The organism is Aminobacterium sp. UBA4987, from assembly GCF_002396985.1.
Classification (GTDB): Bacteria; Synergistota; Synergistia; order Synergistales; family Aminobacteriaceae; genus Aminobacterium; species Aminobacterium colombiense.
The window spans coordinates 51,103-74,681 of sequence record NZ_DGZF01000012.1 but is presented as its reverse complement, the minus strand read 5'-3'; the positions used below and the strand labels follow the sequence as shown (position 1 = coordinate 74,681).

Sequence of the window (23,579 nt, the reverse complement as noted above, 5' to 3'; positions counted from 1 at the left end):
TTCCTCCTCATAGATACATTCTCCTGAATGGGCATTATGACAAAAAAAGCCTGTCTCCGCTATATATCTTCCCAATGCAACTCTATTTTTGGTAAAAAAAAGGGCTGGATGTTATCCAGCCCTGGCTTTCTGACCTCGCATATCATCATTATTATAAACCTATATTATAAATCTATGCTTCTTCTCTCGCTTTGCGCAAACCCATAATAGCTTCCTGGAGATGTCCCCGCAGAAGCTTAACACACTTTTCTGCATCATGATGTCGCAGAGCCACAAGGATTTCCCTGTGGGCATCAATACTTGGCATTGTTTCAAGCTGATAGAAGGGGTCATAGAAAACAATATAGGCATTAGTTCGGGCAAGTATGTTTTCTACATATTCTGCCAAAACTCTATTTCCACTTGCATCTGCAATAGCCTTATGGAATGCTTCGTTTACTTCAAGATATTTTTCGAGGTCTTTTTCTTCAATGGCACGGCCTTCCTCGATCATAGCTTCTTCTAGACGACGAAGGTGTCTATCTCCGATTCTTTCGGCAGCAAGCCTGATAGCCAAGGTTTCAAGCTGATCTCGTACCAAAAAAGTATCCTCGATCTCTCTGGCTGTCGGTGCCGCTAATCTCGCCCCACTATTGGGAATAATAATTACCAGCCCCTCACTAGCCAATCTTCGCAAGGCTTCCCGCACAGGGGTACGGCTGACCCCCATCTGAACAGCAATATTCACCTCCGGAAGTCTCTGTCCTGGCTTGAGCTGTTTTGTAATAATTTTGTGGCGCAATTCCTGATAGGCATAATCAGCAGAGGTCGTATATAACCTAGCTTCTCGCATTCAAAAATTCCTCCTTGATTAAAGTAGACAATTTTAATTGTATAACAGTCTGTCTTTTGCATAAATAACTTTAACATACGTTATACTGCTCTACAAGGTATAACGTGGTAAAATACCCTATAAAAATAAAAAAATAACTGAATTGAGCCCATTATACAGCATTCCTAATGCTGCATACAGCATATATTTGGAGGGTCTTTTATGAGATTTGGTGTTTTATTGCTTTCAATCACTACCCTTGTTCTTTATGGCTACGCTCTTGCCGGACTTGGCGGCTTTCTTTGGGGTAAAGGAAACACTTTTTACATTTATTTCGGATTGCTAGGGGGAACTGCTTCTGCTCTCCTGGCTCTGTGGCTATGGAAAAAATATCTGAACTCTCTTACCAAATGATGGCCATGCTCAAAAATGGTGTAAAGGAAACAAAGAAGCGTTCCATGCCTTCTCAAGACATCCGACAATACTCGTTATATGCTCGCTGGGAACACCGCAAACAGACAAGCGAACCGCTTCAACCCGTTTACTATCTAAAGAAAAGATGTTCCCTGGAGTTACAAGAACCCCCTGTTTTCGAGCCTTTTGTGCAGCATCCCAGCCATCGAGCCCAGGCAAACGGAGCCAAAGATATATACCACCTTCAGGCATTAAAAACTGCACTTTAGGCAATTTCTCCATCAAAGCTCCTGTGAGGGCCTTCATGCGCGATTCAATGGCTCCCCGAGCCAGTTCCAGTGCAGATTCAAGCCCCTTGCCCTCGATAAATTTTTGCACTACAAGTTGATCAAGGGATGAGACTGGCCCCCATTTTCTCGCCTGGATACAAATAAAAGAATCCTCAAGTTGCTCTGGGACAAGAGAGTAGCCTATGCGTAAGCCGGGGAATAGCACTTGACTGAATGACCCGAGATACACTACTTTGTCTGCCCCATCCATTGCTTTCAGAGCAGAGATACTCGTGTCTCCATACCGTAATTCTCCGTATGCATCATCTTCCAGAATCCAGAACCCGTATCGAATGCTCCCTTGCAAAATCATCTGCCGCACAGCAACGGGTATAGTTTGCCCCGTTGGATTCTGGAAACTGGGGACTAGATATAACACATCAGCTCCAGACAGGGATTCATACCATGTTTCAGAGATTTCTTCAAGGGGGGGAAGTATTCCTATATTTAGCCCCTCAGACTGAGCAATGGCAATAGCGTCAGGATAGGTCAGCTCTTCTACCCACATTTTTTCAACACCACAGCGCCGTAATGCTCCTAATGAAAGAGCCAGACCATGACGTCCCCCTGCAGTGACAAATACATCTTTCCAAAAAGCAGGTATTCCCCTTGATGCACCATGCTCCACTAAAACCTGCCTAAGTGTGTCCAGACCGGCAAGAGGAGCTTCGCAAAGAGCCTGGGGTCCCCAAAAGGCTAAAACATCTCTGGCAATTCTTGACAGTTCTGTTGCAGGGATAAGATCAGATGAAGGACGAACGCAATCTAAATCCCAATTTGTTTCGATCTTTTGTTCTCTGTTTTCATTACATGTTTTTCTTTGTGCCACATAGGTGCCACTTCTTCCCCGTTCCACCACATAGCCATAGTCGGCTAGAAGTTTATAGGCTTCAATTACAGTCACCCGCCCTACTCCAAGGTCTTTTGCCAGCTGCCGGGAACCTGGAAGTTTCAAGCCAGGAGGCAAGGACTCCTTTTCTATCATTTTTTTAAGATGAAACGTTATCTGACGATAAAGGGGAATGTCTGAATCGTAATCAAGAGGAATCTCTATCATGTCAATCTTTCCCTTCACAAGGCTTATTGCTCTAAGAACCATTATACTTAATTTATAACAGCTCCATAATAGAAATGGGCCCCGACTCGGGGCCCATTTCTATTATTATATGTATTATATGCTTCGTACTATAGGATGGGCTACGTTTGGGAAGAGGTCATAGATCAACTCATATTTTTTCTCTACGCTCCTTAAAGCTTCAAGGCTGATAACCCAAACATCCATGGGACGTGCTGGACCTATGAGACTTTCTCCCATGGGGGCAAGAAGACCATGCATTGATATTGCTTCTTTTTCTGTATCCACAACCCAGACTACCCAATTGAGGGAATCCTGATCCGCTGAATCAACATCTACATAGCCCGGAATATAGAGTCTACGCTGATTAAGCAGGAAGAGATGTATTTTTCCAATGATGTCTATATATTTTTTACAGCTTTGATCGAAAGGAGGAAGTGTGCGAAAACAATAGAATCTGTCAGCGTTCACAAGCCCCAAGACATCGTTAGGATGTTTAGGATGATGCATGTAATAAGCAAAATCACAACGATTCAATAGTAAAAGATCCACATATAAAGATCCTTTTACAACTTCATTCTTACTATACCAGCTCTCTATGACTTCCAAAGAAGGAGGAGTCGAATCCCTTGCCTTCAGGCCCAAGATAGGAAAATCTTCTTTCATTCTTTCAACGGCAGGATGGCTATCATAGGTCCATGTTACATGGGGAGGGTGATCTATATGGTATAGTTCTTCTTCCGGGAGGGCCGGCGCATATTCAAGATAAGTATCTACATAAAACTCCTTCGCTCCCCATCGAGCTGTGAAGCTTTGATCGAGAAGATTTTTAAATTTTGTGCGCCATAAAAGGTAGGCCTGCCCGTAGCTATTAGCGGGAGACTCTCCTGGAACGCTTTCACAAAAGGATTGGGAGCAATACTCCTTAAAAACCTCCATCCCCCGTGGGGTCAGAGAATATATCGTCTCATTTCTTTTCAGAAGACCTTCGTCACAAAGCCTCTTAAGGCTCCCTGGGTCCTCTTCCATCAAAGCGACTGCCTCGTCATCCCAACAGGGATGATGACGATCAAAAAGCAACAGTACCATTGCATCACCTGTCATTTTAAACGCCTCCTCCTTCTCTCTCTTTTTCAAACTCCTTTCATCATGTATGATGATGAAGCAAATAGAATGTTTCTAAAAGGAGTTTCTGCTATGCCCTTTACCCTTGAAGAAAAAGCCGACCTTCTAATATTTGACGTTGACGGTGTTCTTATCGACACATCTTTATCTTTTCCCATGGTAGTAAAAGACAGCATTCAATGGATATGGCAAAATATTCTCAATTACACTATGGATGGCACAGGTTTTACTTTGGATCATTTTTATGCAGCAAAGCAACATGAGGCCTTCAACGACGATTATGACATAGCGTGGGCATTTCTCTGCGCTATCCTCTCACAAGAAACAAAAAGTTTTAAAGATGCCGTACCTCCTGTTAATCAATGGGAAAGGCTTCTTATTAGGTGTGACGGAAATAATGTGACAGAATGGGTTATTAAAGAGTTTGGTGAAAGGATCTCTCGCAGTATGGTACGAAGAATCTGTGAGGAGTTTTATTTTGGATCTGAAGAAGTTATGTCAATTACAGGAAGATCGCCTCTTTTCATAAAATCTTCAAAAGGATATTGGAAACGGGAAAAACCCCAGATCTCCTGTCACTGGAAAAAACTCCCCCTCCCTTCTGGTATTTATACGGGACGGTCAAAAGATGAAATGAACCTCGCTCTTTCCTTGCTTGGGTGGGAAGATTTTCCCAACGAACGTATTGTCACTCCTGAATCAGGAATAACAAAACCATCTCCGAAAGGAATTGAATTTCTTTGTAGCCTTTTTAACGCCTCCTCTCCCTTATATTTCGGCGACGCAGAAAGCGATCGAAAAAGCCTTGAGTCCTTTGGGAAGGGTGTTTTTATAGCCATTGGTCCAACACTTCTAGGCCAGGAATTCACATTTAGCACTACCGCAGAGGCTCTTTCTTTTCTATTTGGTCAAAAAAGGTAGATTTAAGGCGAAGAGCCATTTCTGACATGTCTCTTGCATAACATCCTGTAAGGATCTCGCTTAAAGAAACTATAGAGGTACCACGTTTTTGTACGGCCATACCCGCTGCCATATTTGCAAAACGACACGCTTCCTCTATAGGAAAATCACCGCCTAGCGCCAGGGAGATTGCCGCGACTACGGTGTCTCCAGCTCCCGAAACATCATAGACTTCCATAGAAAGAGCAGGCAAATGAAAGGTCTGTTGTGCACTGGCATAGGTCATACCATCACTGCCCTGGGTTACCAGAACGCCTTTAAGGGAAAGTTTTTCCCTCAGTTCACGAGCTCCCGCCTCTATAGCCTCCTGATCAACAAGCCCTCTCCCTATAAGTTTTCCAGCCTCGGCTACATTTGGAGTAATAAGGGTTGCTCCATGGAAACGGCGGCAGTGAGGGGGCTTGGGATCAGCTATAACCGGAACATGATGTTCATCGCCCCAGCGAATAATATTCCTTGCTAAAGTAGAGGTAACAGTCCCTTTTGCGTAATCTGAAAAAACAATAATTGAAGGCAAGGGCGAGATGGCATCAAGAAATCCTAGGATATCATCTTCCTCTTTTAAGGTTAGGGAAATCTTCTTTTCTCTGTCAATTCTTACGACCTGCTGGTTCAGAGCCAAAACCCTCGTTTTTACCGTTGTTGGAACATGGGATCTTCTCAAAGAAGTCTCAACGTTAACCCCTTTTTCTTTAATAGCATCGAGCAGGATGTTGCCGGCATAATCCGCACCTATAGGGGACAGGAGGGTAACTTTCCCTCCTAATGCAACAATATTAACCGCTACATTGGCAGCTCCTCCTGCTCGGTACTCGTCTTTACCCACCACTACTATCGGTACTGGCGCTTCTGGAGAAAGACGGGAAACCCCTCCCCAAATATAGTGGTCAAGCATAGCATCTCCAATAACGACCACATGAACGTTCTTAAAAAGATTTGAAAGGATGTTTAACAATTCCATGTGTTTATCCTTCTCTCAACTGTCTCCTCAACACTTTCCCCAAACTGTTGCGGGGGAAATCATCAACAAATTTATAGATACGAGGAACTTTATAATGAGCTAACTGCCCTTTGCAATATGACATAAGCTCTTTTATAGTAATATCAGGGTTACTACGAATAATATAGGCCTTCACTATTTGTCCGCTCACAGAATGTGATACGCCAACCACTGCGGCCTCCTTAACTCCTGGATAATTGGTAAGGATTTCTTCAACTTCCTGAGGGTAGACGTTGAATCCCCCTACGATAATAATGTCGCTTACTCTGTCAACAATAGTAACGTACCCTTCATCATCAATGCGTACGAGATCGCCCGTGTCAAACCAGCCGTTCTGAAATTTGAGAGCCGTGTTCTCAGGATCTCGAAAATACTCCCTGACTACTGAAGGTCCCTTCAGCCAAAGAATGCCTTCTTTTTTGCCAGGAACAGGATTGTTATTCTCATCTCGCAGTTCATACTCAAATCCCGGCAAAAAAGTGCCGACTGTTCCTATTTTACGGCGGAGCGAATCTGGGTTGACAGCAACTACAGGGGAACATTCTGTCAATCCATAGCCTTCCATCACATTTACACCAAAGATAGAACGAACCCTTTCATCAAGGGAAACAGGAAAACGATCTCCACCACTCACAATCGTAGAAATATGCCTTGGTACCTCTATTCTTCCTTTGGCAGCTGCCGCTACAAGCAACGCTATCATTGCAGGGACACCTATTATAAAATTCACTCCGGCAGCAGAAATGGCCTGTAAAGCCCTTTCAGGGGGCATAAAAGAAGGGATGACAACTTGCCTGGCCCCTTTAAGCAGAGGCAAAAGGCCGCTGGTAGAATATCCTAACGTGTGAAAGTTGGGCAACGCGTTCAGCATAACGCATTCTTCCGGCTTGAATGCTGAAAAATGCTGAGCTGCTGCTTCTACATTGCTATATATGTTTCCGTGGGTTAAGGGAACCGCTTTCGGCAATCCGGTAGTTCCTGACGTATAAAAGAGGACGGCTACATCTTCATCACATGGAGTTTGGCATATGCCTGAAAAGGAAGGAAGTGTTCCAAGAAGATTCCCAGCAATCACCGGAACTGCTACTTTTTCTAAAGTTTCCATGCCAAGGGGGGTAACACCCTCAGAAACAACGATTACAAAAGGTTCTGCATGTGCGATGCTTCTGGCAAGGGATTGGGGCCCCGCTAACATATTAAGAGGAACAACCGCCCCTTTTTGCCGCCAACAAGCTGCTGACAACGCTAAAAGAAGGGGGCAATTAGGGAGCAATGTAACAACTCTCTGCCCTGCTTTAAAACCAGCTTCAATCAGAACTTTTTCTATAGATTCTACAGTATCCTGAAAACGCTTTCTGCTCCACCATTCGCCATTCCACCATATATAATCTCTGTCTGGCGCTTCTCTACTGAAATCTTTTACAACATCACCGAGATTTTTCTCCATTATTTTCCCCCCAACCCTCAAAGGTCCTGCTTACTCTGAACCGCACTTTGAACTCTTGTAATTTTCAGAGTATGAGATGATACTGTGGTAATTAAGGTTAAAGGTATCTTTACTATTGCCACAGAGAAAGGATTTTATTTCAACAAACAATTTATACCATACGCACTGTACCTAACTAAATCTAAAGGCTTTGAGGATATCCTATAAAACCTTACTTTTTACAGATACCGACTTAGTGTATCATATAAGTCATACGTAATATACATGATAGGACGGAGGTTGGTCTAGATGTCCGCACCATGGATCTACATTCATAACCTGGCTCAACACGAAGGGGAAAGAGTCACCATTAAAGGCTGGATGTACAATAAGCGCAGTTCAGGTAAAATTCATTTCCTCCAGTTGAGGGATGGAACTGGAACAGTACAAGGCGTTATGGTTAAAAAGGAGGTTTCTGAAGAGGCTTTTGAGGACGCTAAGCGCCTCTGGCTTGAAGCATCTGTAGAGGTGGAAGGTTCGGTTCGTCTGGATGAACGGGCGCCATCAGGAGTAGAACTCACTGTTACAAGCCTGAAGGTTATTCAAAACCCTGATGAAGAATATCCCATCGGGAAAAAAGATCACGGTATCGACTTTCTTCTTGATAACCGTCATCTCTGGCTCAGAAGCAGCCATCAGCAGGCTATTATGCGGATAAGAGAGAGAGTAATCTGGGCCGCAAGAGAATATCTTCATAATGAGGGCTTTATGCTGATCGATAGCCCCATTCTCACAGGTTCCATTGGCGAAGGAGCCTCAGGACTTTTTGAGCTTGATTACTTTGAGAATGACAAGGCCTATCTTGCCCAGACAGGGCAGCTTTATGCTGAAGCCGCCGCTGCAGCTTTCGGAAAAGTGTACTGTTTTGGCCCTACCTTTAGGGCTGAAAAATCTAAAACCAGACGCCATCTCACTGAATTCTGGATGCTTGAGCCGGAAGTGGCCTTTTATGACCACGATTTGAATATCGAGCTACAGGAAAATCTTGTTGCCTATATTGTTGAACAAGTTCTTCTCCACTGCAAAAAAGAACTTGAATCTTTAGGGCGAGACCTCTCGAAACTAGAGAAGGTCAAACCTCCTTTCTATCGGATCACCTACGATAAAGCCATAGAAATGCTCCACGAACTGGGGAGTTCTACTCCATATGGCGATGACTTCGGCAATGAAGATGAAACTATTTTAACTCAGCAATTTGACAAACCCATATTTGTAGAATGCTACCCTAAAAAGGTCAAGGCATTTTATATGAAAGAACATCCCGAAAATCCAGACCTCGTTCTATGCGATGACCTCTTAGCTCCGGAAGGGTACGGCGAAATTATAGGAGGTTCTCAGAGAGAAGACGATATGGAACGCCTTATTGCCAGAATTAAAGAAGAAGGGCTTAACGAAGAGTCCTATGACTGGTATCTCGATCTGCGTAAGTTTGGAACTTTCGTTCATAGTGGATTCGGTATGGGAATAGAGCGGGTCATAGCATGGATTTGCGGCCTTGAGCACATTCGGGAAGCAAGTCCATGGCCGAGGACGATCTATAGGATAAAACCATAACTCCACAACAGTAATAGATCTTACTCATCTACGTTTTTTTGATGGGGATAAAAGAAGTTTTATCATAACAAACAACTAAAAAAATAAAAGCAGGGACATTTTCCATTGCCCCTGCTTTTTCTTGCTTAAAAAATCTAGAACTTAAAGGAAAACCCCTCTCATACGGACTGCGTCTGAAACACGCTGAATCGCTGCCATAAAGGCTGCTCGACGCATTTTAACATTTTTCTCCTGAGAATAATCCCAAACTTTTGCAAAGTTGTCTTTCATGATACGGATCAGACGCTCGTTATACTCTTCAATAGACCAGAAGAAGCCACTAAGATCCTGGGCCCACTCGAAGTAGGAACCGATAACTCCACCGGAATTGGCAAGGAAGTCAGGTACGATCAAAACGCCTTTTTCATCGAGAATAGCATCGCCTTCTGGTGTAAGAGGCCCATTGGCTGCCTCTACAATGTACTTGGCCCTCACTTTATCAGCGTTATTAGCATTGATAACGCCTTCAAGAGCCGCAGGAATAAAGAGGTCTACATCAAGGAAGAGAATGTCGGAAAGTCCCATCTTTTCCAGACCGGGCTGTTCATAGCCCTCAAGAAGTCTCTTCGGGTGGATGTTCTGTACATAGTTCATAGCCTTATCAACATCAATACCGTCTTTGCAATAGTAGGTTCCGGTAATATCGCTGATGCCTACAACTTTTCCACCAGCATCCTGCAGAGTCTTTGCAGAGTAGGTGCCAACGTTTCCAAAACCCTGAATAGCAAAGGTAGCGCCCTTAACATCTTTTTTCAGGGCTTTAAAGAGCTCGAGTGCACAAGTAGCAACACCGTACCCTGTCGCTGCTGTTCGGCCTTTTGATCCCCAAAGTCCTATGGGCTTACCCGTAAAAATAGCTGGTTCCAGGCGTCCTCTCATTTTACTGATCGTATCCATAAACCAGACCATCTCAGGCGCGCCAGTTCCCAGGTCAGGAGCCGGAACGTCTGTCCATGCATCAACAAAGGGCTCTATACGGGCAGCATAAGTTCTTGCCACACGCTCTTTCTCCCGTTTAGACATTTCGAGAGGATCGCAAGATACTCCACCCTTGCCTCCGCCGTAAGGAATCCCTGCGAGAGAACATTTCCATGTCATCATCATTGACAACGCTTCACATTCATCAAGGCACACTTCGGGATGGAAACGAACTCCACCTTTAGCTGGCCCAATAGCTGTAGAATGCTGTACACGATAACCTTCAAAAACCTTGACTGTCCCATCATCCATTTCAACAGGGATAGAAACAGCCAACTTTCTTTCGGAATGGCTTAGAATATCGATAAGCCCATCTTCAAGACCCATTTCTTCGGCTGCTGCATAAAAATTTTTCAGAGCAGTGTCAAGGAGTACATTAGAGGACGTACGCTTAACCACGGACATCTAACAAACACCTCCTGGTATACTGACGGCTCACGCCGCTAATTGTGCTCCTTTCAAAGGAGCATTCAGTTGATAATCATATCACGAATTCTCCAGACCAACCAAATAAAAAACATCGTTTTCATATAAATAATTCTTAATACCTAAAATAATTCTCACTAATCTATAAAAAGAATATAGCATACTGTATTATTATTCATATTTCATCGAAAAAACAAGAGGCGGTCATTGAAAACCGCCTCTTGTTCCTGCTTATGTTCTTAGCGTTTAATGACAGCTGCAACTGCCGCAACCTGAACTTTGCCCGAGGAGGGCGGATACTACAACAAGATTTGCCGCCCATAAAAAACCTTTCAGGTCAATAATAACCTCATCGTTCTTAAAGGCCATAAAATCAGGAATCCACAAAGTCACTCCCTCGGTCTCATAGGCAGAATACCCCTCTGTTACTGGTGCCTTGCCGCTCTCCACGAGAACGGCCCTAACTGCGGCTCAACCCCCACCTATAGTTCTCTCTACAAGATGGCCTTCTCCCATTTTTGATAGACGCTCAAATGCCTTGTCTGACACTGATATCTTTAGATTCCTCATATAATGCACCTCCATTAAGCTTGCTAGAGAACATTATACCCCCTCAAGGTATGTTTGCCAACCCTTTGTACAAAGGAACTTTAAAAAAAGTTTATCTGGCGGCGCAGAAAATTCCTTTCTTTCTATATATGAGAGAGGGGGGTTTAATCTCCTAAAAGAAATCTTCCATGCGTGCAACAGGGGGTGATCCAATCGAATGCGGTGGTACCATTGCCTATTCAACGCGGAATCTCCATACTTCACGTCTCCTATGACTGGATACCCCGATATGGCCAAATGTACCCGTATCTGATGGGAACGTCCTGTCAACAGATTTACCTTGAGCAGAGAGTATTCGTCATCTCCTGTTATTTTCTCGTAATGGGTATGAGCTGGCAGGCCGCCAGGGCTCGCAGTAACAATGTTGTGGTCTCTGTCTTTCTGCAAGGGAGCTGTAATATCCCCCTCCAGAGGCGTCTGTCCCCGGACAGCCACAAGATAGGTTTTGTCCACATCGTTATCACGAAAAGCCCGCTGCAATTCCCTAAGGGACTGGCCGTGTAATGCTACCACTACAAGCCCCGTAGTATTGCGGTCAAGGCGATGGACTGCACAGGCTCTGAAATCATCTTCCGGTTCAACCTCTGACCATACCCGCTCAATCAGACTCTCTTCTCCTGACTGGTCTGGCTGGATAATAAGCCCCGCCTCTTTGTTAAGGACCATAATGTAATGGTCTTTATACACTATTGAAAGGGCTCCTGTTCTTTTTGTTTTCACCGGTTTTTCAATGAGCTCAGGCTCTTCCCACGGAACATAAACAGACTGCCCATCTTCCAGGCGGACGGAACAAGATGTTTTTCTCCCATCCACACGGACAAGCCCCTTGCGTATCCCCCTCATCATGGCACCCAGGGGAAGATTGGGCCATAAGGTGCGGATCACTTTATCCAGTCTTCGCCCTGCGTGATGCTCTGAAACTTTAAATGTATAGGACATTTATTCCAGCTCCCATTTCCAGAAACGGCGCTGAGCAGTGTAATTCCATTCTGAAATTTCTTTTCCCTCATCGATCTGATCCACCGCATCGCGCCAGCAATAGAGCTTAAAGTCAAGTTCATCGGCCGCTGAAACGATCATGGCTTCAGGAGTCGCAGGAACCACAGGTGAGCCAAATTCCTTGCAGCCGTGGTGACTGACAATAATATGCCCTAAAGCTGCAGCGTACTTTTCGCCCAGTCCAAAATCCTCTGCCAGACGAGAAAAACGATTATACCCCAGAACAATGTGGTCGATTACTGTTCCTTCCACTGTCATTTCAGGAGCTGGAGAGAGACGGTAAGAGTCAATTTTTCCTATGTCATGCAGAAGAGCTCCCGCTACCACGAGATCTCGATTCGCGCCATATCCAGAACTGGTGCTGGCATCTACCATGCCGCAGGCCAGCCTGGCTACTCCCAGGGTATGTTCCAGTAACCCGGAAACATAGGCGTGGTGATGGGAAACAGCAGCAGGCCAATTTTCGAACTGCCTCCAGAAATCCCCACTGAAGACAAAGGCCAAGAAGTCTTTTATTGGCGGCTGGCAGCTTTCAACAAGGCCCAAAAACTCATTCTTCATTTCTTCAAGGGGAAATGGGGATCTCTGCACAAAAGTGTAAGGCGGATACTTGTTCTGATCCACATAATAAATGGCATTAAAGTTGTATTGAGGCTGCCCTCTAAATTCTGCGACTTGTCCCAGCAATCCTACTGTCTGCCCTTGAAGGGTGGACATGCCATCCCATTTGAGGGGATCTATCTTTTTTTTAGATTCTTTAGCTTCCTGGGACTCTGTTTCATCCAGCCCCTCTGGGCGGCAATCCCACCATTCGGCATTGCCCCATATCTTTCCCTCGATGGTCCCCTCTTTATCCATCAAAGAGAGTTCCCAATAGGTCTTGTTATTCTTATCTTTTTTAGAAGCCAGCTTGCTCACTACGCCAAGACAATAAAATTTACTGTCTCGGGGCAATTTTTTAACAGCTCCCGTTCCTAAAACATTCTGTTTCTTAACAGTTTCAGTCTTTTTCTTAAGGGTTTCTGCTTCAGCCACGTAATCACTTCCAATCTTTCTAAATCAGGCACCGTATTTATTCAATTTTAGACTGTGAGCTAGCATGAGTCCCATAAGTTTTTCTCCCTGCATATGGCCTATATTTCCTTGAGCACACGATTTTTCTCCAAATTCTGCCGCACCACTTCGACGGGCGTAAGGGCTCCAGAGCAAAAGAGGGACATCATGCCATGAATGGCCCGCAAGAATGGCAGGAGTGCTGTGGTCTCCTGTAATAGAGAGAACATCGGGGCGCAAATCAAGGATCTTGGGTAATAGGCGGTCGACTTCTTCTATCACCTTTACCTTTTCAGCAAAGTTCCCATCCTCTCCGCGGCTGTCTGTATATTTCACATGGACGTAAAAATAATTGTAGTCTTCCCAATAGGTTCCTACCGCATGAAAAAGCTGCTCAAGGGTCTCTCCCGCATCTCTGACGTCCATTCCAACGAGACTGGCAAGCCCTCTGTACATGGGGTACGTTGCTAGTGCAACCGGCTTTATCTTGTAGAGTTCGCCAAGGGAGGGTATATGGGGAGCTGAAGAAAAACCTCTCAGAAGACAACCGTTGGCAGGATGTTCGTCTTTCAGCACATCCCATACCTCCTTAATAAAGGCATTAATAATCTCCTCTGTTCGGCGTGCTTTTTCATTTTGTGCTACGGCCCACCGCATGGGAATCCCTTCTTTTTGAGGATCAGCATCGTTTACTTCTTCGGATAAGCCTTCTCCTGAAAATACCACGACAAAACGATGTTCAAGGCCCGGGTAGAAGGTAACTCGAACATCATCTACGGACCGAATGGCGTCTTGAAGTTTTTTTACCACCTTAGCGCTCTCTTCTGTAGGAATACGCCCAGCCCGTCGATCTACAATAATATCTTCACTATCAACTGTACAGAAGTTTCCTCGAGCACATATATCCCCTGCTCCGACATGGGCTCCCACTCCAAGGGCTTCGAGGATTCCCCTTCCTATAGACCAGGAGAGAGGGTCGTAACCAAAAAGAGAAAGATGGCCTGGGCCGCTCCCCGGGGTAATACCTACATCCACCATAGAGAGAAGACCTAACTCCGACTCCGCAGCAAGACGATCCATAAGAGGGATCTGAGCTTTTTCAAGTTCTGTCGACCCATCAGCCCCTTGGACTCCTCCCAAACCATCCATAACAAGCAGTACCATCTTTTTTTCGTTGTCTGTTGCAAGAGAATGCAATAAACTCATTCGAGAATGCATTTGAACACCTCCGGAACTCAAATTATATATTTTTATAGGAAATTCTTCACTACATCTTACCCTTTGGGAATGTGTTAACGTTTTTATACTCTTATGCTATCATTTAAATGAGGTTCTGCTTCATAATTTCTATTTTAAGGGGGACGTTGTTTCATGAGGTTTTCTAACAGAATTATGGCTATGCAGTCTTCTCCCATTAGAAGACTGATTCCATACGCCGATGAAGCAAAAGCAAAAGGGAAGAAAGTGTATCATTTGAATATTGGTCAGCCGGACATCAAAACTCCTCCCTCATTCCTCCAGGCTATTAAAGATTTCGCTCAGGAAGTTATCGCATACTCTACATCCCAGGGCAGCAACGAACTTCGCGATGCCATGAGGAGATACTATGAAGGCTACGATATTCATTTCGAGCGGGAGCATATCCTTGTGACAAACGGCGGAAGCGAAGCTATTATGTTTGCTGTAATGGCCACTTGTGACCCAGGAGAAGAGATTTTGATTCCCGAACCTTTCTATGCAAATTACAATGCTTTTTCAAAATGCGTCAATGTCAATATCGTTCCGATTACAACAAAGGCAGAAGAGGGCTTTCATCTTCCTCCCAAGGAAAAGATCGAAGCCGTTATCACTCCCAAAACTCGCTGCATTCTCATTTCTAACCCTGGAAACCCCACAGGAACCATCTACACTGCTGATGAAATGAGGATGTTGGCAGATCTCGCAAAAAAACACGATCTTTATATCATCGCCGATGAAGTGTACAGAGAGTTCGTCTATGATGGACTTAAGTACACAAGCTTCGGAAACCTTTCTGATGTGGAAGATAGGGTTATTATCATCGATTCTGTGTCAAAACGCTATAGTGCATGTGGTGCTCGTATTGGGTGTGTCGCATCTAAGAATGAAGAGCTTATGAAACAAATCCTGAAACTATGTCAAGGAAGGCTCTGTGTTCCCACTCTCGAGCAGGTAGGGGCTACGGCCCTTTACAACACCCCGGTTTCATATCTTGAAGAAGTGAATAAGGAATATCAGTCGAGAAGGGATACCCTTTATAAAGCCCTTCAGTCTATGCCTGGGGTTGTCTGCGAACAGCCAAAAGGCGCCTTCTACGTTGTTGTAAAAATGCCCGTCGATGATGCAGAAAAATTTGTTATCTGGATGCTTCAGAACTTTGACATCAACGGAGAAACCATGATGGCAGCTCCAGCAGAAGGATTTTATGCCACTCCTGGACTGGGCAAAAACGAAGCCCGCCTTGCCTATGTTCTTAAAAACGAAGACCTCGTAAAGGCCATGGATATACTCAAGGCGGCTCTTGAGGCCTACCCGGGGCGGGTAGAACCCGTATCGGCCCAATAATAGAAACGCAAAGAAATCTTTAAGTCTCTTACAAAGGCCCTTTCCGGAGGATACCCCGGAAAGGGCCTTTGTGGTAGCATATATTCTGGTTTATTCTGAACTGAAGGGAGCGCTTCACAATGCCGTTACGAGTTAAAGAGGCCCTGTCAAAAGACGTGGGGCGATGCATTGCCCGTATCGATCCTGAAGATATCAAAAGATATGGGCTTTCAGAGGGACAAATCATAGAACTGGAAGGGAAGCGGAAAACACCTGCCCGGCTGCTGGCTTGCGACTCTGGAGATATGGGACAAAAAGCTATTCAAATCGATGGGATAACCAGAGAGAATGCTCAAGTAGGACTTGATGAAAAGATTTCTATCCACAAGGTGGATCATCATTTTGCAGGGAGTATCACCCTCAGGCCCCTGACATCCACTCCCCTTCTGGAAAAAGAACGGGATTCGGTCTATCTCAGCAACCTCCTCGAGGGGCTGCCAGTGATAGAAGGGGATCGCATACGGGCAAATCTTTATGGGACAAGGACATGTGATTTTCTTGTAACGGACACGACCCCTAAAGGAATTGTCCTAATAAGCAATGCCACCTATATAAACGTTGAAAAACAACTATCCGAGGAGCAAAAAACCTCACGGATCTCTTACGAAGATATCGGCGGGCTCGGCCCTCAGATTCAGCGTGTTCGTGAAATGATAGAATTGCCTCTACGCTTCCCCCAGGTCTTTGACAGGCTAGGCGTGCAGCCCCCAAAAGGAGTGCTGCTCTACGGCCCCCCTGGCACAGGGAAGACTGTTATCGCAAGAGCGGTAGCAAATGAAACTGACGTTTATTTCACCCACATTTCCGGGCCCGAAATTATCGGCAAGTTTTACGGTGAAAGTGAGGAACGTCTGCGGAATGTCTTTGATGAAGCCCAGGCCCACGCTCCTGCGATTATTTTCATTGATGAAATAGACGCTATCGCCCCCAAGCGTGAAGAAATGGGTGGTGAAAAACAGGTAGAGCGGCGAGTTGTTGCCCAGCTCCTGGCTCTTATGGATGGATTGGAATCCCGTGGACAGGTTATTGTTATAGGGGCAACAAATATTCCCAACACCCTTGACCCTGCGTTGCGGCGCCCTGGCCGCTTTGACCGGGAAATTTCCATCCCCATCCCTGACCGCAATGGCCGCTTTGAGATTTTGCAAATTCATACAAGAGGGATGCCCCTGGCAGAAGATGTTGATCTCATGCGCCTGTCAGACATTACTCACGGTTTTGTAGGAGCCGACTTGGAAGCACTGGCTAAGGAAGCCGCCATGTCTTCTCTCAGAGAGCTTTTGCCATGTATCGACTATGAACAGGCCGTCATTCCCTACGAAAAGCTTCTCTCTATGAATGTCACTATGGAGAATTTTCTCGACGCACTGAAAGAAGTGGAACCATCCGCTATCCGTGAAGTGTTTGTGGAGGTTCCAGACGTAACCTGGAGTGATATCGGCGGTCTTGAAGCTATTAAAGAGGAGCTTATCGAAGCAGTGCAGTGGCCTCTTAAATATAACAGCGTATACGAAAAATTTAATATCACTCCTCCCCAGGGCATATTGCTGCACGGGCCTTCCGGTACAGGAAAAACCCTGCTGGTAAGGGCCCTGGCTCACGAAAGCGGTGTGAATTTTATACCGGTAAAGGGGCCTGCTCTAATGTCAAAATATGTGGGGGAAAGCGAACGGGCCATAAGGGAAGTGTTTAAAAAGGCGAAGCAGGCGTCTCCTTCTATTCTCTATTTTGATGAAATAGAATCTCTCGTCCCCATTCGTGGGCGGGATAGCGGGGCTGGCGCCAGCTTTACAGAGCGGGTCATCAGTCAATTCCTTGCGGAGATGAGCGGCATTGAAGAGCTTAAGGGCGTTACAATTCTCGCTACCACAAATAGGATAGACCTTATTGACCCAGCCCTTCTGAGCAGCGGCCGGTTCGATGTGGTGCTTGAGCTTCCCATGCCTGACGCAAAAGCCAGACTAGAGATCTTCCAGATACATCTACAGAAAAAACCTCTAGCGGAGGACGTACATCTCGAAGAGCTTGTCCGGTCCACTGAAGAACACTCCGGAGGGGATATACATTTTATCTGCCGCAAGGCTTCCGCCCTTGCAATTCGCGACTTCCTAAAAATTGGAGAAAAAGGGGCGCCATGTATAGAAAAGCATCATTTTGAAATCGCTCTATCCCTTCTGAAAAGCAACCGCAGCAGTCTGCAATAAATAAAGGAGAGGGGCTTTAGTGAAGTACACCACCAAAGCCCCTCTCCTTACTTTTTAGTAGAGCATTCTGTAAACAAAAAGATTTCCCATCACTTTACGTACATAGTTTCTCGTCTCATTATAGGGGATATCTTCCATCCATTCATCAAAGGGGCGCTCTTCCCCCTCTTTTATCCATCGTCCTACAGCCCCGCCTCCAGCGTTATAGGCTGCAATAGCCCATTCAAGTCGTCGGAAACGTTTTTGCAATCGCCCCAGATGGGAAGCACCAAGCAAAATATTAGTTTCAGGCTGCCAAAGATCCACTTTTTCCATCCCCAGGAGTTTCGCCTCTTCTTTGCCTGTAGCTGGCATAAGCTGCATAAGGCCAATGGCCCCAACCCAGCTGTTTACATCTGCATCAAAAGCGCTTTCCTGTTTCATCACTGACCAGATCAAATTCGGCTCCACACCAAATCGTTCTGCTGACTGGAGAACGTGGCCGCGATAAGGCCGAGGATATAAAAAACAGATGCCTTTTTTAGGCAAGGGATTTTTCTTTAAAAGGGCAGAAGCCAATGTCGATGCCGCACTGTAGGCTCCAGGCTCATCTTCAAGCCATTCTGAGAGAATAGCAGCCCGATAATAGGCGGAACTACTTCCTTCTTTCAGAAGTCTCAATCTCGCGTAAAAAACGAACCCCCATTCTTCAAGCTCGCACTTTTCTCTCTCGAGCTCTGACGGGGTTTCTCCAGTAAAGGATGGCCCCCCTGGTGAAGCGAGGAAACTGTATATTGAGAGAGGGTAATCCGAAATAAGCGTATGAAAAAGTTCCTCTGCCTTGCCTTTTTGCTCAAGCTTCTCATACCCTCTGGCAGTCCAATATAAAAGCCGTTCTCTCATGGTGCCGTTGCTCAGTGAAAGGAAGTGCTCCCATATGCGAAGGGCTTCCCGTGTGTTGCCTTTTTTCCAGGCTTGCCAAGCATCGTCCCAAAGAATGGCCTGGGTCCCTTCCGTCATTGCATACTTATCAATGAGTTCTTTTTTAAGAAACTCCTTCTGTTCTTCAGGTACAAGGGTGTAAAGAGAGTAAAGAGCCTTTGGCCGCACTGTAGAATTTCCTCTATCAGCTATGCGCTGCAATGATTCAAGAGTTTTCTCCCTTTCCCCCTGGCCAGCCAGAATTCCCAGACGCCGAACAGAAGATTCTCCATAGCTTTTACCATTCAGAGCCAGCCATTCCCACAATTTCAATGCCTCTTCATACCGCTCAAGGCGGTAAAGGGAAACTGCCCTATAGTAACGGGACTTGAGGCCATCGGCTGAGTCTAGAGGAACCTCTAAAAAAAGGGGGATGGCTTTGGCATATTCTCCCCGCAAATAGGCTGCATACCCAAGGGCGTTTGCGACAGGCCCGCCATAAGGTCTCGGACTCTTTCCAAGGCAGGACAAAGCCTGGCTATTCATAGGTTCAAATTTTAATAGCTGCAGGGCATAGGCCAAATTATCACCTGCCGTCCCTAACAGCTCGTTAAGGGTCTGAATCGTCTGTGCCTGGTTTGTAGCTTTTGTTAGCATCATTTCAAGCCAACATCTTCTAGTTTCATTATCATCAGAAAGGCGAGAAAGAGCGTAGGCTACATAGAAACCTAATTCTTCCGGAACCTCGTTAAGAAGCCCCTGGGCTCTCTCATATGCTTTCTGTTTTTCACCAGTCCTCTCAAGGGCAAGAACAATCATCATATCCCGATAGGGAACTAATGCGGAGGGGAAATCCGCTTCATCTATTTTCTGAAGAAGAGCAAGGGCCTCCCCCCATCGCTTCTGCAGCCAGAGAGCATTCGCCCCTAAGGTCAGTTCTTTTGGAGAAAGGGCCGCATGATCAAGTTTGAGCAATTCGTCTATAGCCTCCCATTCTCTCTTCCAGAAAGCCTCTTCCGCAGAAGGGGGCTGAAATGTATCTGGGGAACCAACTGCCATTCCTGCACTTACTGATAGAAAAAGCAATACTATTACCAGAACATGAAGTTTTCTTATCAACACGTCAATCCTCCTTCCAACCAAGACGGTGGTTTTTCATTATAAATGATGGAAGAACCTCTATCGAAGTAATATTACGTATTTGGCCATAAAATTTTTTATGCAATATCGAGCCTATCAAATCCTTACAGATGAACCTTATTAGAATTTCGCTGTTACAAAAGTTCTATACTTTTACCTATTGGAAGCTCCGTCCTCTCTATGTTAGCATTGATAAAAAAAGAGGGTGATCCTATGAGAAAACACCTTGCCATAAAAATTCTTTCACTTTTTATCGCACTATTGCTTATTGGCGGATCTGCCCATGCAGCTCTATCACCACAAAAGGCAAACCAGGCCTGGGAGCGCATATCTAAGGCTGCGGGGCTCAAGGCCGATCCTATTACTATAGAAGACAAAAAAGAACCTAATGCCTGGGTTCGTTTTTCTGGAGACAGCTACTCTGTGCATGTTACAACGGGCTTGCTGAAAATTCTCGACACTGAAGACCAGATCGCCGGGATTCTTGCCCATGAAACAGGACATATCAAGCTTAATCATTATGGGAGCACCGTGGGAAGGAACTTGCTCTGGAGTCTTCTTTACAAAAGTCTTAAAGGAAATCAAAGCAACGAACTTTTGGCTGGTCTTGGCATAACTCTTGCCGAGTCGGGATTTAGCCGTGAACAGGAAGTTGAAGCGGATGATTATGGTATTAAATTATCAGTACAGGCTGGTTATAGCGCCTGGGGACTGGTACAGGCCCTTGAAAAAATGAAAGAAGCGGGATACGAAACATCCCCTAGCGGCTTCAACTCTCACCCCCCAACAGAACGTCGTCTGGAACATGCCAGGGCTACTGCCCGTGCCTATAGTCAGAAATAGGGCTACAATATGTATATTTTATTACTAGCTAAGGGACATTCTTTTTCCTCGTTCAGTGATATAATTGTTTTGTACTGTCTTGTTTTTTCTCACTTATAACAATGTAGTTTACAATTTACAGCCTTTTACTTCATTGTTTTCAGAATTGATGGACTTTATTAACAAGCCAATGGGGAGGCGATATTTTTGAGTAAGGTTTGGGAAGAAAATTTTAGCCACAACGCTAAGAATGTAAGGCCTTCGCCTGTAAGAGAAATGCTTGCGGTTATCAAGCAACCAGGCATGATATCCTTTGCTGGTGGAATGCCGGCACCAGAAATATTTCCCGTGGACGAATTTTACGAAGGTGTCCATGTTTTAAAAGAAGATGGTAAAAATCTTCTTCAGTACGGCACCACTGAAGGTTATCCCCCTCTGAAAGAATTTCTCGCAGAATGGACATCACCTCGCATGGGGAAAGTAGCCGCTTTAGACGAAATGCTTATCACCACAGGCTCTCAGCAGGCTCTTGATCTTTTTTCATGGGCAATAATTGACAGAGGAGACTTCGTTATAACGGAAGATCCTACGTATCTTGCCGCGCTATCCACATTCTATAACCATGGGGCGGAATTTCTGGGAATTCCCTGTGACGGGGAAGGAATGCAAGTGGATCTTCTACCTGGGATCATTGAAAAGGCCCGCAAAGAGGGGAAAAAGGTAAAATTCATTTATACCATTGTTAACTTTCAGAATCCTGGCGGTTCTACTATGACTCTGGAAAGACGAAAGAAACTTGTTGAGATTTCACACAAGTACTCCATTCCCATCTTTGAAGACGATCCGTACGGGTACGTACGATTTGATGGCGAGCATTTGCCTTCTATATTCTCCCTTGACGATGCTGGCGGAGTGATTTATGCCGGCTCTTTCTCGAAGATCCTCTCTCCAGGGAGCCGCATTGGATGGGTTACGGGTTCGAAGGAAATAATTAGAAAGATGACCGTTTTCAAACAAACAGCGGATTTATGCACCAGTACCATTGCCCAGGCCCTTGTAGCCGAATATTGCAGAAACGGTCATCTGGATAAGCATATTCCCGTCATTATCGACAATTATCGCGTTAAAAGAGATGCCATGCAGGAAAGCTTTAAACGCCATTTAGAACCCCTCGGCGTTTCATGGGTTAAGCCGGAAGGTGGCTTCTTCTACTGGCTGAATTTCCCTCAAATCAATACGAAGGATCTTTTCAAAAAAGCGATTGAGAAAAAGGTTGCTTTTGTCATTGGGGAACCCTTCTGCACGAAGCCAGGAAGCGGCATTCATAATGCACGCCTCTGCTACACCTTCCCCTCGCCGGAAGTAACGGAGGAAGGGGTCAAACGTTTAGCTGAAGCAGTGCAAGAGCTTGCTCAAATAGCAACGGTATAAGCTAAGCAGGGGGCGCTAATTAAAGCGCCCCCTTTTGCTCTGTTTACACCTTCGCTTCGAATGAAATGGTCGACGAAGGAATTTTCTGCTTCGGCAAAACCATAAAGAAACTTTTTAGTTTTATTTAAGAGCCGCTTCTCAGAAGCAGCTCTTTTTGTTGTAAGATACTGGCATGGGAGAAATTTCTACCCAAAGCAGGGAGGAGACATCCATGTCAGAAGATATTATTGCCGCTATTTCAACAGCCTGGGGGGAAGCCGGCATTGCCATAGTCAGGCTCTCGGGATTTAATTCACGAGAACTTGCCGACGAGGTAGTACATGGTGTTCGTCCTTTGTCAGAGACTCCCCCTCGCGTTTTACGGAATGGATATCTCCTTGATGAAAAGAAAGAACCTATAGATCAGGTTCTTTTCTCGTGGTTTAGGGCCCCTAAAAGTTACACAGGGGAAGAGATGGTTGAAATATCAACTCATGGCGGAACGCTGGTCGCTCAAAAATGCCTAGAGTCCCTTATCGGGAAGGGGGCAAGATTGGCCGAGCCAGGGGAATTTACCCGTCGCGCTTTTTTGAACGGGAAAATTGACCTCTCACAAGCTGAAGCGGTATTAGGCATAATCAGGTCTAAAAGCGAAGAAGCCCTTCGCGCAGCGACACGTACCCTGAGGGGGGAACTTTCCAGCTTTGCAAAGGATATTTATAATGAGATGCTCACAATCTCGGCTTCTATTGAAGTTGGCCTCGATTTTCCCGAAGAGGATATCCCTTTTGTAGAAAATGAAGGAGTCGAGTCTGCTCTTTACACATTGAAACAAGGGTTGGAAGACTTACTGGATCGGTGTAATACTGGTTTTCTCCTTCGGGAAGGAATTCGCGTTGCCCTGGTAGGCCGGCCTAACGTGGGAAAATCTTCTCTTCTTAATGCCTTACTCAAAGAATCCAGGGCTATTGTTACAGCCATACCTGGGACTACAAGAGATTTGATCGAAGAAGTTCTTACATACCGCGGCATCCCTATTCGATTGGTTGATACTGCGGGCATTGGCGCCCCTGGAGATGAAATAGAGGCTATGGGGATAGCTCGAGCTGAAAAAGCTATGATGGAGGCTGACGTAAGAATCTGGGTTATTGACGGAAGTGAACCTTTAACCCCTGCAGATCTCGCCCTTGTTCAAAAAATATCGGCAACCAACCATATCGTGACCATTAACAAGGCCGATCTTCCTCTCGTTATTTCAGAAGAAATGATAAACGGGCTATTGCCTCAGAGTCCTGTCTTCGTCATCTCGGCAGAAAAAAGAGAAGGGATAGAGGCTTTAAAAGATGCTATTGTCACTAATATTGCCGGTGGGGGAACATTGACATCGGGCCTCAATGCATCTTCCCGTCAAGTAGAGGAGATTCGCAAAGCTATCCAGGCTCTTGGTCAGGGAATATCTGCCCTTAATGAAGGAATGGGACAAGATGTAGTCGCCGCATGCCTTTATGACGGACGGACCTGTATGGAGCGACTGCTGGGCCTTTCTGTTGATGACGCCCTTTTGGAAACTATTTTCAGCCAGTTTTGTGTGGGGAAATAGAGCATTATTAAAAAAGGGGGCGG

General features: G+C 45.4%; 19 protein-coding genes. 8 read left to right on the top strand and 11 right to left on the bottom strand.

Features of this window, described 5'->3' with window-relative positions:
* Positions 1–172: 172 nt before the first annotated feature.
* The gene (locus B2U56_RS09395) at positions 173–832 is read right to left on the bottom strand and encodes a GntR family transcriptional regulator (RefSeq protein ID WP_013047791.1); all 660 of its coding nucleotides are present in this window, start codon (positions 830–832) and stop codon (positions 173–175) included.
* 201 nt (positions 833–1,033) lie between these two features.
* Between B2U56_RS09395 and B2U56_RS09390 the strand changes: the two genes are divergently transcribed.
* On the top strand, positions 1,034–1,225 hold the full coding sequence (locus B2U56_RS09390) for a hypothetical protein (RefSeq protein ID WP_286953578.1): 192 nt from the start codon (positions 1,034–1,036) through the stop codon (positions 1,223–1,225).
* 9 nt (positions 1,226–1,234) lie between these two features.
* On the opposite strand, the gene B2U56_RS09385 is transcribed toward B2U56_RS09390, so the two are convergent.
* Both B2U56_RS09385 and B2U56_RS09380 read right to left on the bottom strand, forming a co-directional pair.
* Positions 1,235–2,629: a PLP-dependent aminotransferase family protein gene (locus B2U56_RS09385; protein WP_286953575.1), complete on the bottom strand. Its 1,395-nt coding sequence runs from the start codon at positions 2,627–2,629 to the stop codon at positions 1,235–1,237.
* Positions 2,630–2,725: 96 nt separating this feature from the next.
* Positions 2,726–3,733: a hypothetical protein gene (locus B2U56_RS09380; protein ID WP_286953573.1), complete on the bottom strand. Its 1,008-nt coding sequence runs from the start codon at positions 3,731–3,733 to the stop codon at positions 2,726–2,728.
* 69 nt (positions 3,734–3,802) lie between these two features.
* Here B2U56_RS09380 and B2U56_RS09375 point away from each other — a divergent pair, with 69 nt between their 5' ends.
* A complete protein-coding gene (locus B2U56_RS09375) occupies positions 3,803–4,675 on the top strand; it encodes a haloacid dehalogenase (protein ID WP_286953571.1) in 873 nt (290 codons plus the stop codon).
* Here B2U56_RS09375 and B2U56_RS09370 read toward each other — a convergent pair.
* Both B2U56_RS09370 and B2U56_RS09365 read right to left on the bottom strand, forming a co-directional pair.
* A complete protein-coding gene (locus tag B2U56_RS09370) occupies positions 4,632–5,675 on the bottom strand; it encodes a bifunctional heptose 7-phosphate kinase/heptose 1-phosphate adenyltransferase (protein ID WP_286953568.1) in 1,044 nt (347 codons plus the stop codon). The two genes, B2U56_RS09375 and B2U56_RS09370, sit on opposite strands and share 44 nt — an antisense overlap.
* Positions 5,676–5,679: 4 nt before the next feature.
* Positions 5,680–7,161 carry an AMP-binding protein gene (locus tag B2U56_RS09365; RefSeq protein WP_286953566.1) on the bottom strand — a complete coding sequence of 494 codons (1,482 nt, stop codon included), beginning with the start codon at positions 7,159–7,161 and terminating at the stop codon, positions 5,680–5,682.
* A gap of 288 nt (positions 7,162–7,449) precedes the next feature.
* Here B2U56_RS09365 and asnS point away from each other — a divergent pair, with 288 nt between their 5' ends.
* A complete protein-coding gene (gene asnS / locus B2U56_RS09360; RefSeq protein ID WP_286953564.1) occupies positions 7,450–8,754 on the top strand; it encodes an asparagine--tRNA ligase in 1,305 nt (434 codons plus the stop codon).
* Between the two features lie 141 nt (positions 8,755–8,895).
* On the opposite strand, the gene B2U56_RS09355 is transcribed toward asnS, so the two are convergent.
* The 5 genes from B2U56_RS09355 to B2U56_RS09335 all read right to left on the bottom strand — a co-directional run bounded on the left by B2U56_RS09355 (position 8,896) and on the right by B2U56_RS09335 (position 14,076).
* Entirely contained in the window at positions 8,896–10,176 is a 1,281-nt protein-coding gene (locus B2U56_RS09355; RefSeq protein WP_286953563.1) for a Glu/Leu/Phe/Val family dehydrogenase, read from the bottom strand.
* 267 nt (positions 10,177–10,443) lie between these two features.
* On the bottom strand, positions 10,444–10,647 hold the full coding sequence (locus B2U56_RS09350; RefSeq protein ID WP_286953562.1) for a hypothetical protein: 204 nt from the start codon (positions 10,645–10,647) through the stop codon (positions 10,444–10,446).
* Between the two features lie 153 nt (positions 10,648–10,800).
* Positions 10,801–11,745, bottom strand: a complete 945-nt coding sequence (locus tag B2U56_RS09345; protein ID WP_286953560.1) for an RluA family pseudouridine synthase — start codon at positions 11,743–11,745, stop codon at positions 10,801–10,803.
* Positions 11,746–12,840, bottom strand: a complete 1,095-nt coding sequence (locus B2U56_RS09340) for a 3'-5' exoribonuclease YhaM family protein (RefSeq protein ID WP_286953558.1) — start codon at positions 12,838–12,840, stop codon at positions 11,746–11,748.
* A 24-nt stretch (positions 12,841–12,864) separates the two neighbouring features.
* Positions 12,865–14,076 carry a 2,3-bisphosphoglycerate-independent phosphoglycerate mutase gene (locus B2U56_RS09335; RefSeq protein WP_286953555.1) on the bottom strand — a complete coding sequence of 404 codons (1,212 nt, stop codon included), beginning with the start codon at positions 14,074–14,076 and terminating at the stop codon, positions 12,865–12,867.
* 153 nt (positions 14,077–14,229) lie between these two features.
* On the opposite strand from B2U56_RS09335, the gene B2U56_RS09330 reads away from it, so the two are divergent.
* Positions 14,230–15,441: a pyridoxal phosphate-dependent aminotransferase gene (locus B2U56_RS09330; RefSeq protein ID WP_213700939.1), complete on the top strand. Its 1,212-nt coding sequence runs from the start codon at positions 14,230–14,232 to the stop codon at positions 15,439–15,441.
* Between the two features lie 119 nt (positions 15,442–15,560).
* The gene (locus B2U56_RS09325; RefSeq protein WP_286953553.1) at positions 15,561–17,684 is read left to right on the top strand and encodes a CDC48 family AAA ATPase; all 2,124 of its coding nucleotides are present in this window, start codon (positions 15,561–15,563) and stop codon (positions 17,682–17,684) included.
* Positions 17,685–17,738: 54 nt separating this feature from the next.
* On the opposite strand, the gene B2U56_RS09320 is transcribed toward B2U56_RS09325, so the two are convergent.
* On the bottom strand, positions 17,739–19,706 hold the full coding sequence (locus tag B2U56_RS09320) for a transglycosylase SLT domain-containing protein (RefSeq protein WP_286953552.1): 1,968 nt from the start codon (positions 19,704–19,706) through the stop codon (positions 17,739–17,741).
* 231 nt (positions 19,707–19,937) lie between these two features.
* Here B2U56_RS09320 and B2U56_RS09315 point away from each other — a divergent pair, with 231 nt between their 5' ends.
* From B2U56_RS09315 to mnmE, 3 genes are all read left to right on the top strand, one after another.
* Entirely contained in the window at positions 19,938–20,567 is a 630-nt protein-coding gene (locus B2U56_RS09315) for a M48 family metallopeptidase (protein WP_286953551.1), read from the top strand.
* A gap of 186 nt (positions 20,568–20,753) precedes the next feature.
* Positions 20,754–21,977 carry a PLP-dependent aminotransferase family protein gene (locus tag B2U56_RS09310; RefSeq protein WP_286953549.1) on the top strand — a complete coding sequence of 408 codons (1,224 nt, stop codon included), beginning with the start codon at positions 20,754–20,756 and terminating at the stop codon, positions 21,975–21,977.
* 211 nt (positions 21,978–22,188) lie between these two features.
* Positions 22,189–23,556: a tRNA uridine-5-carboxymethylaminomethyl(34) synthesis GTPase MnmE gene (gene mnmE / locus B2U56_RS09305; protein WP_286953548.1), complete on the top strand. Its 1,368-nt coding sequence runs from the start codon at positions 22,189–22,191 to the stop codon at positions 23,554–23,556.
* Positions 23,557–23,579: the final 23 nt, after the last annotated feature.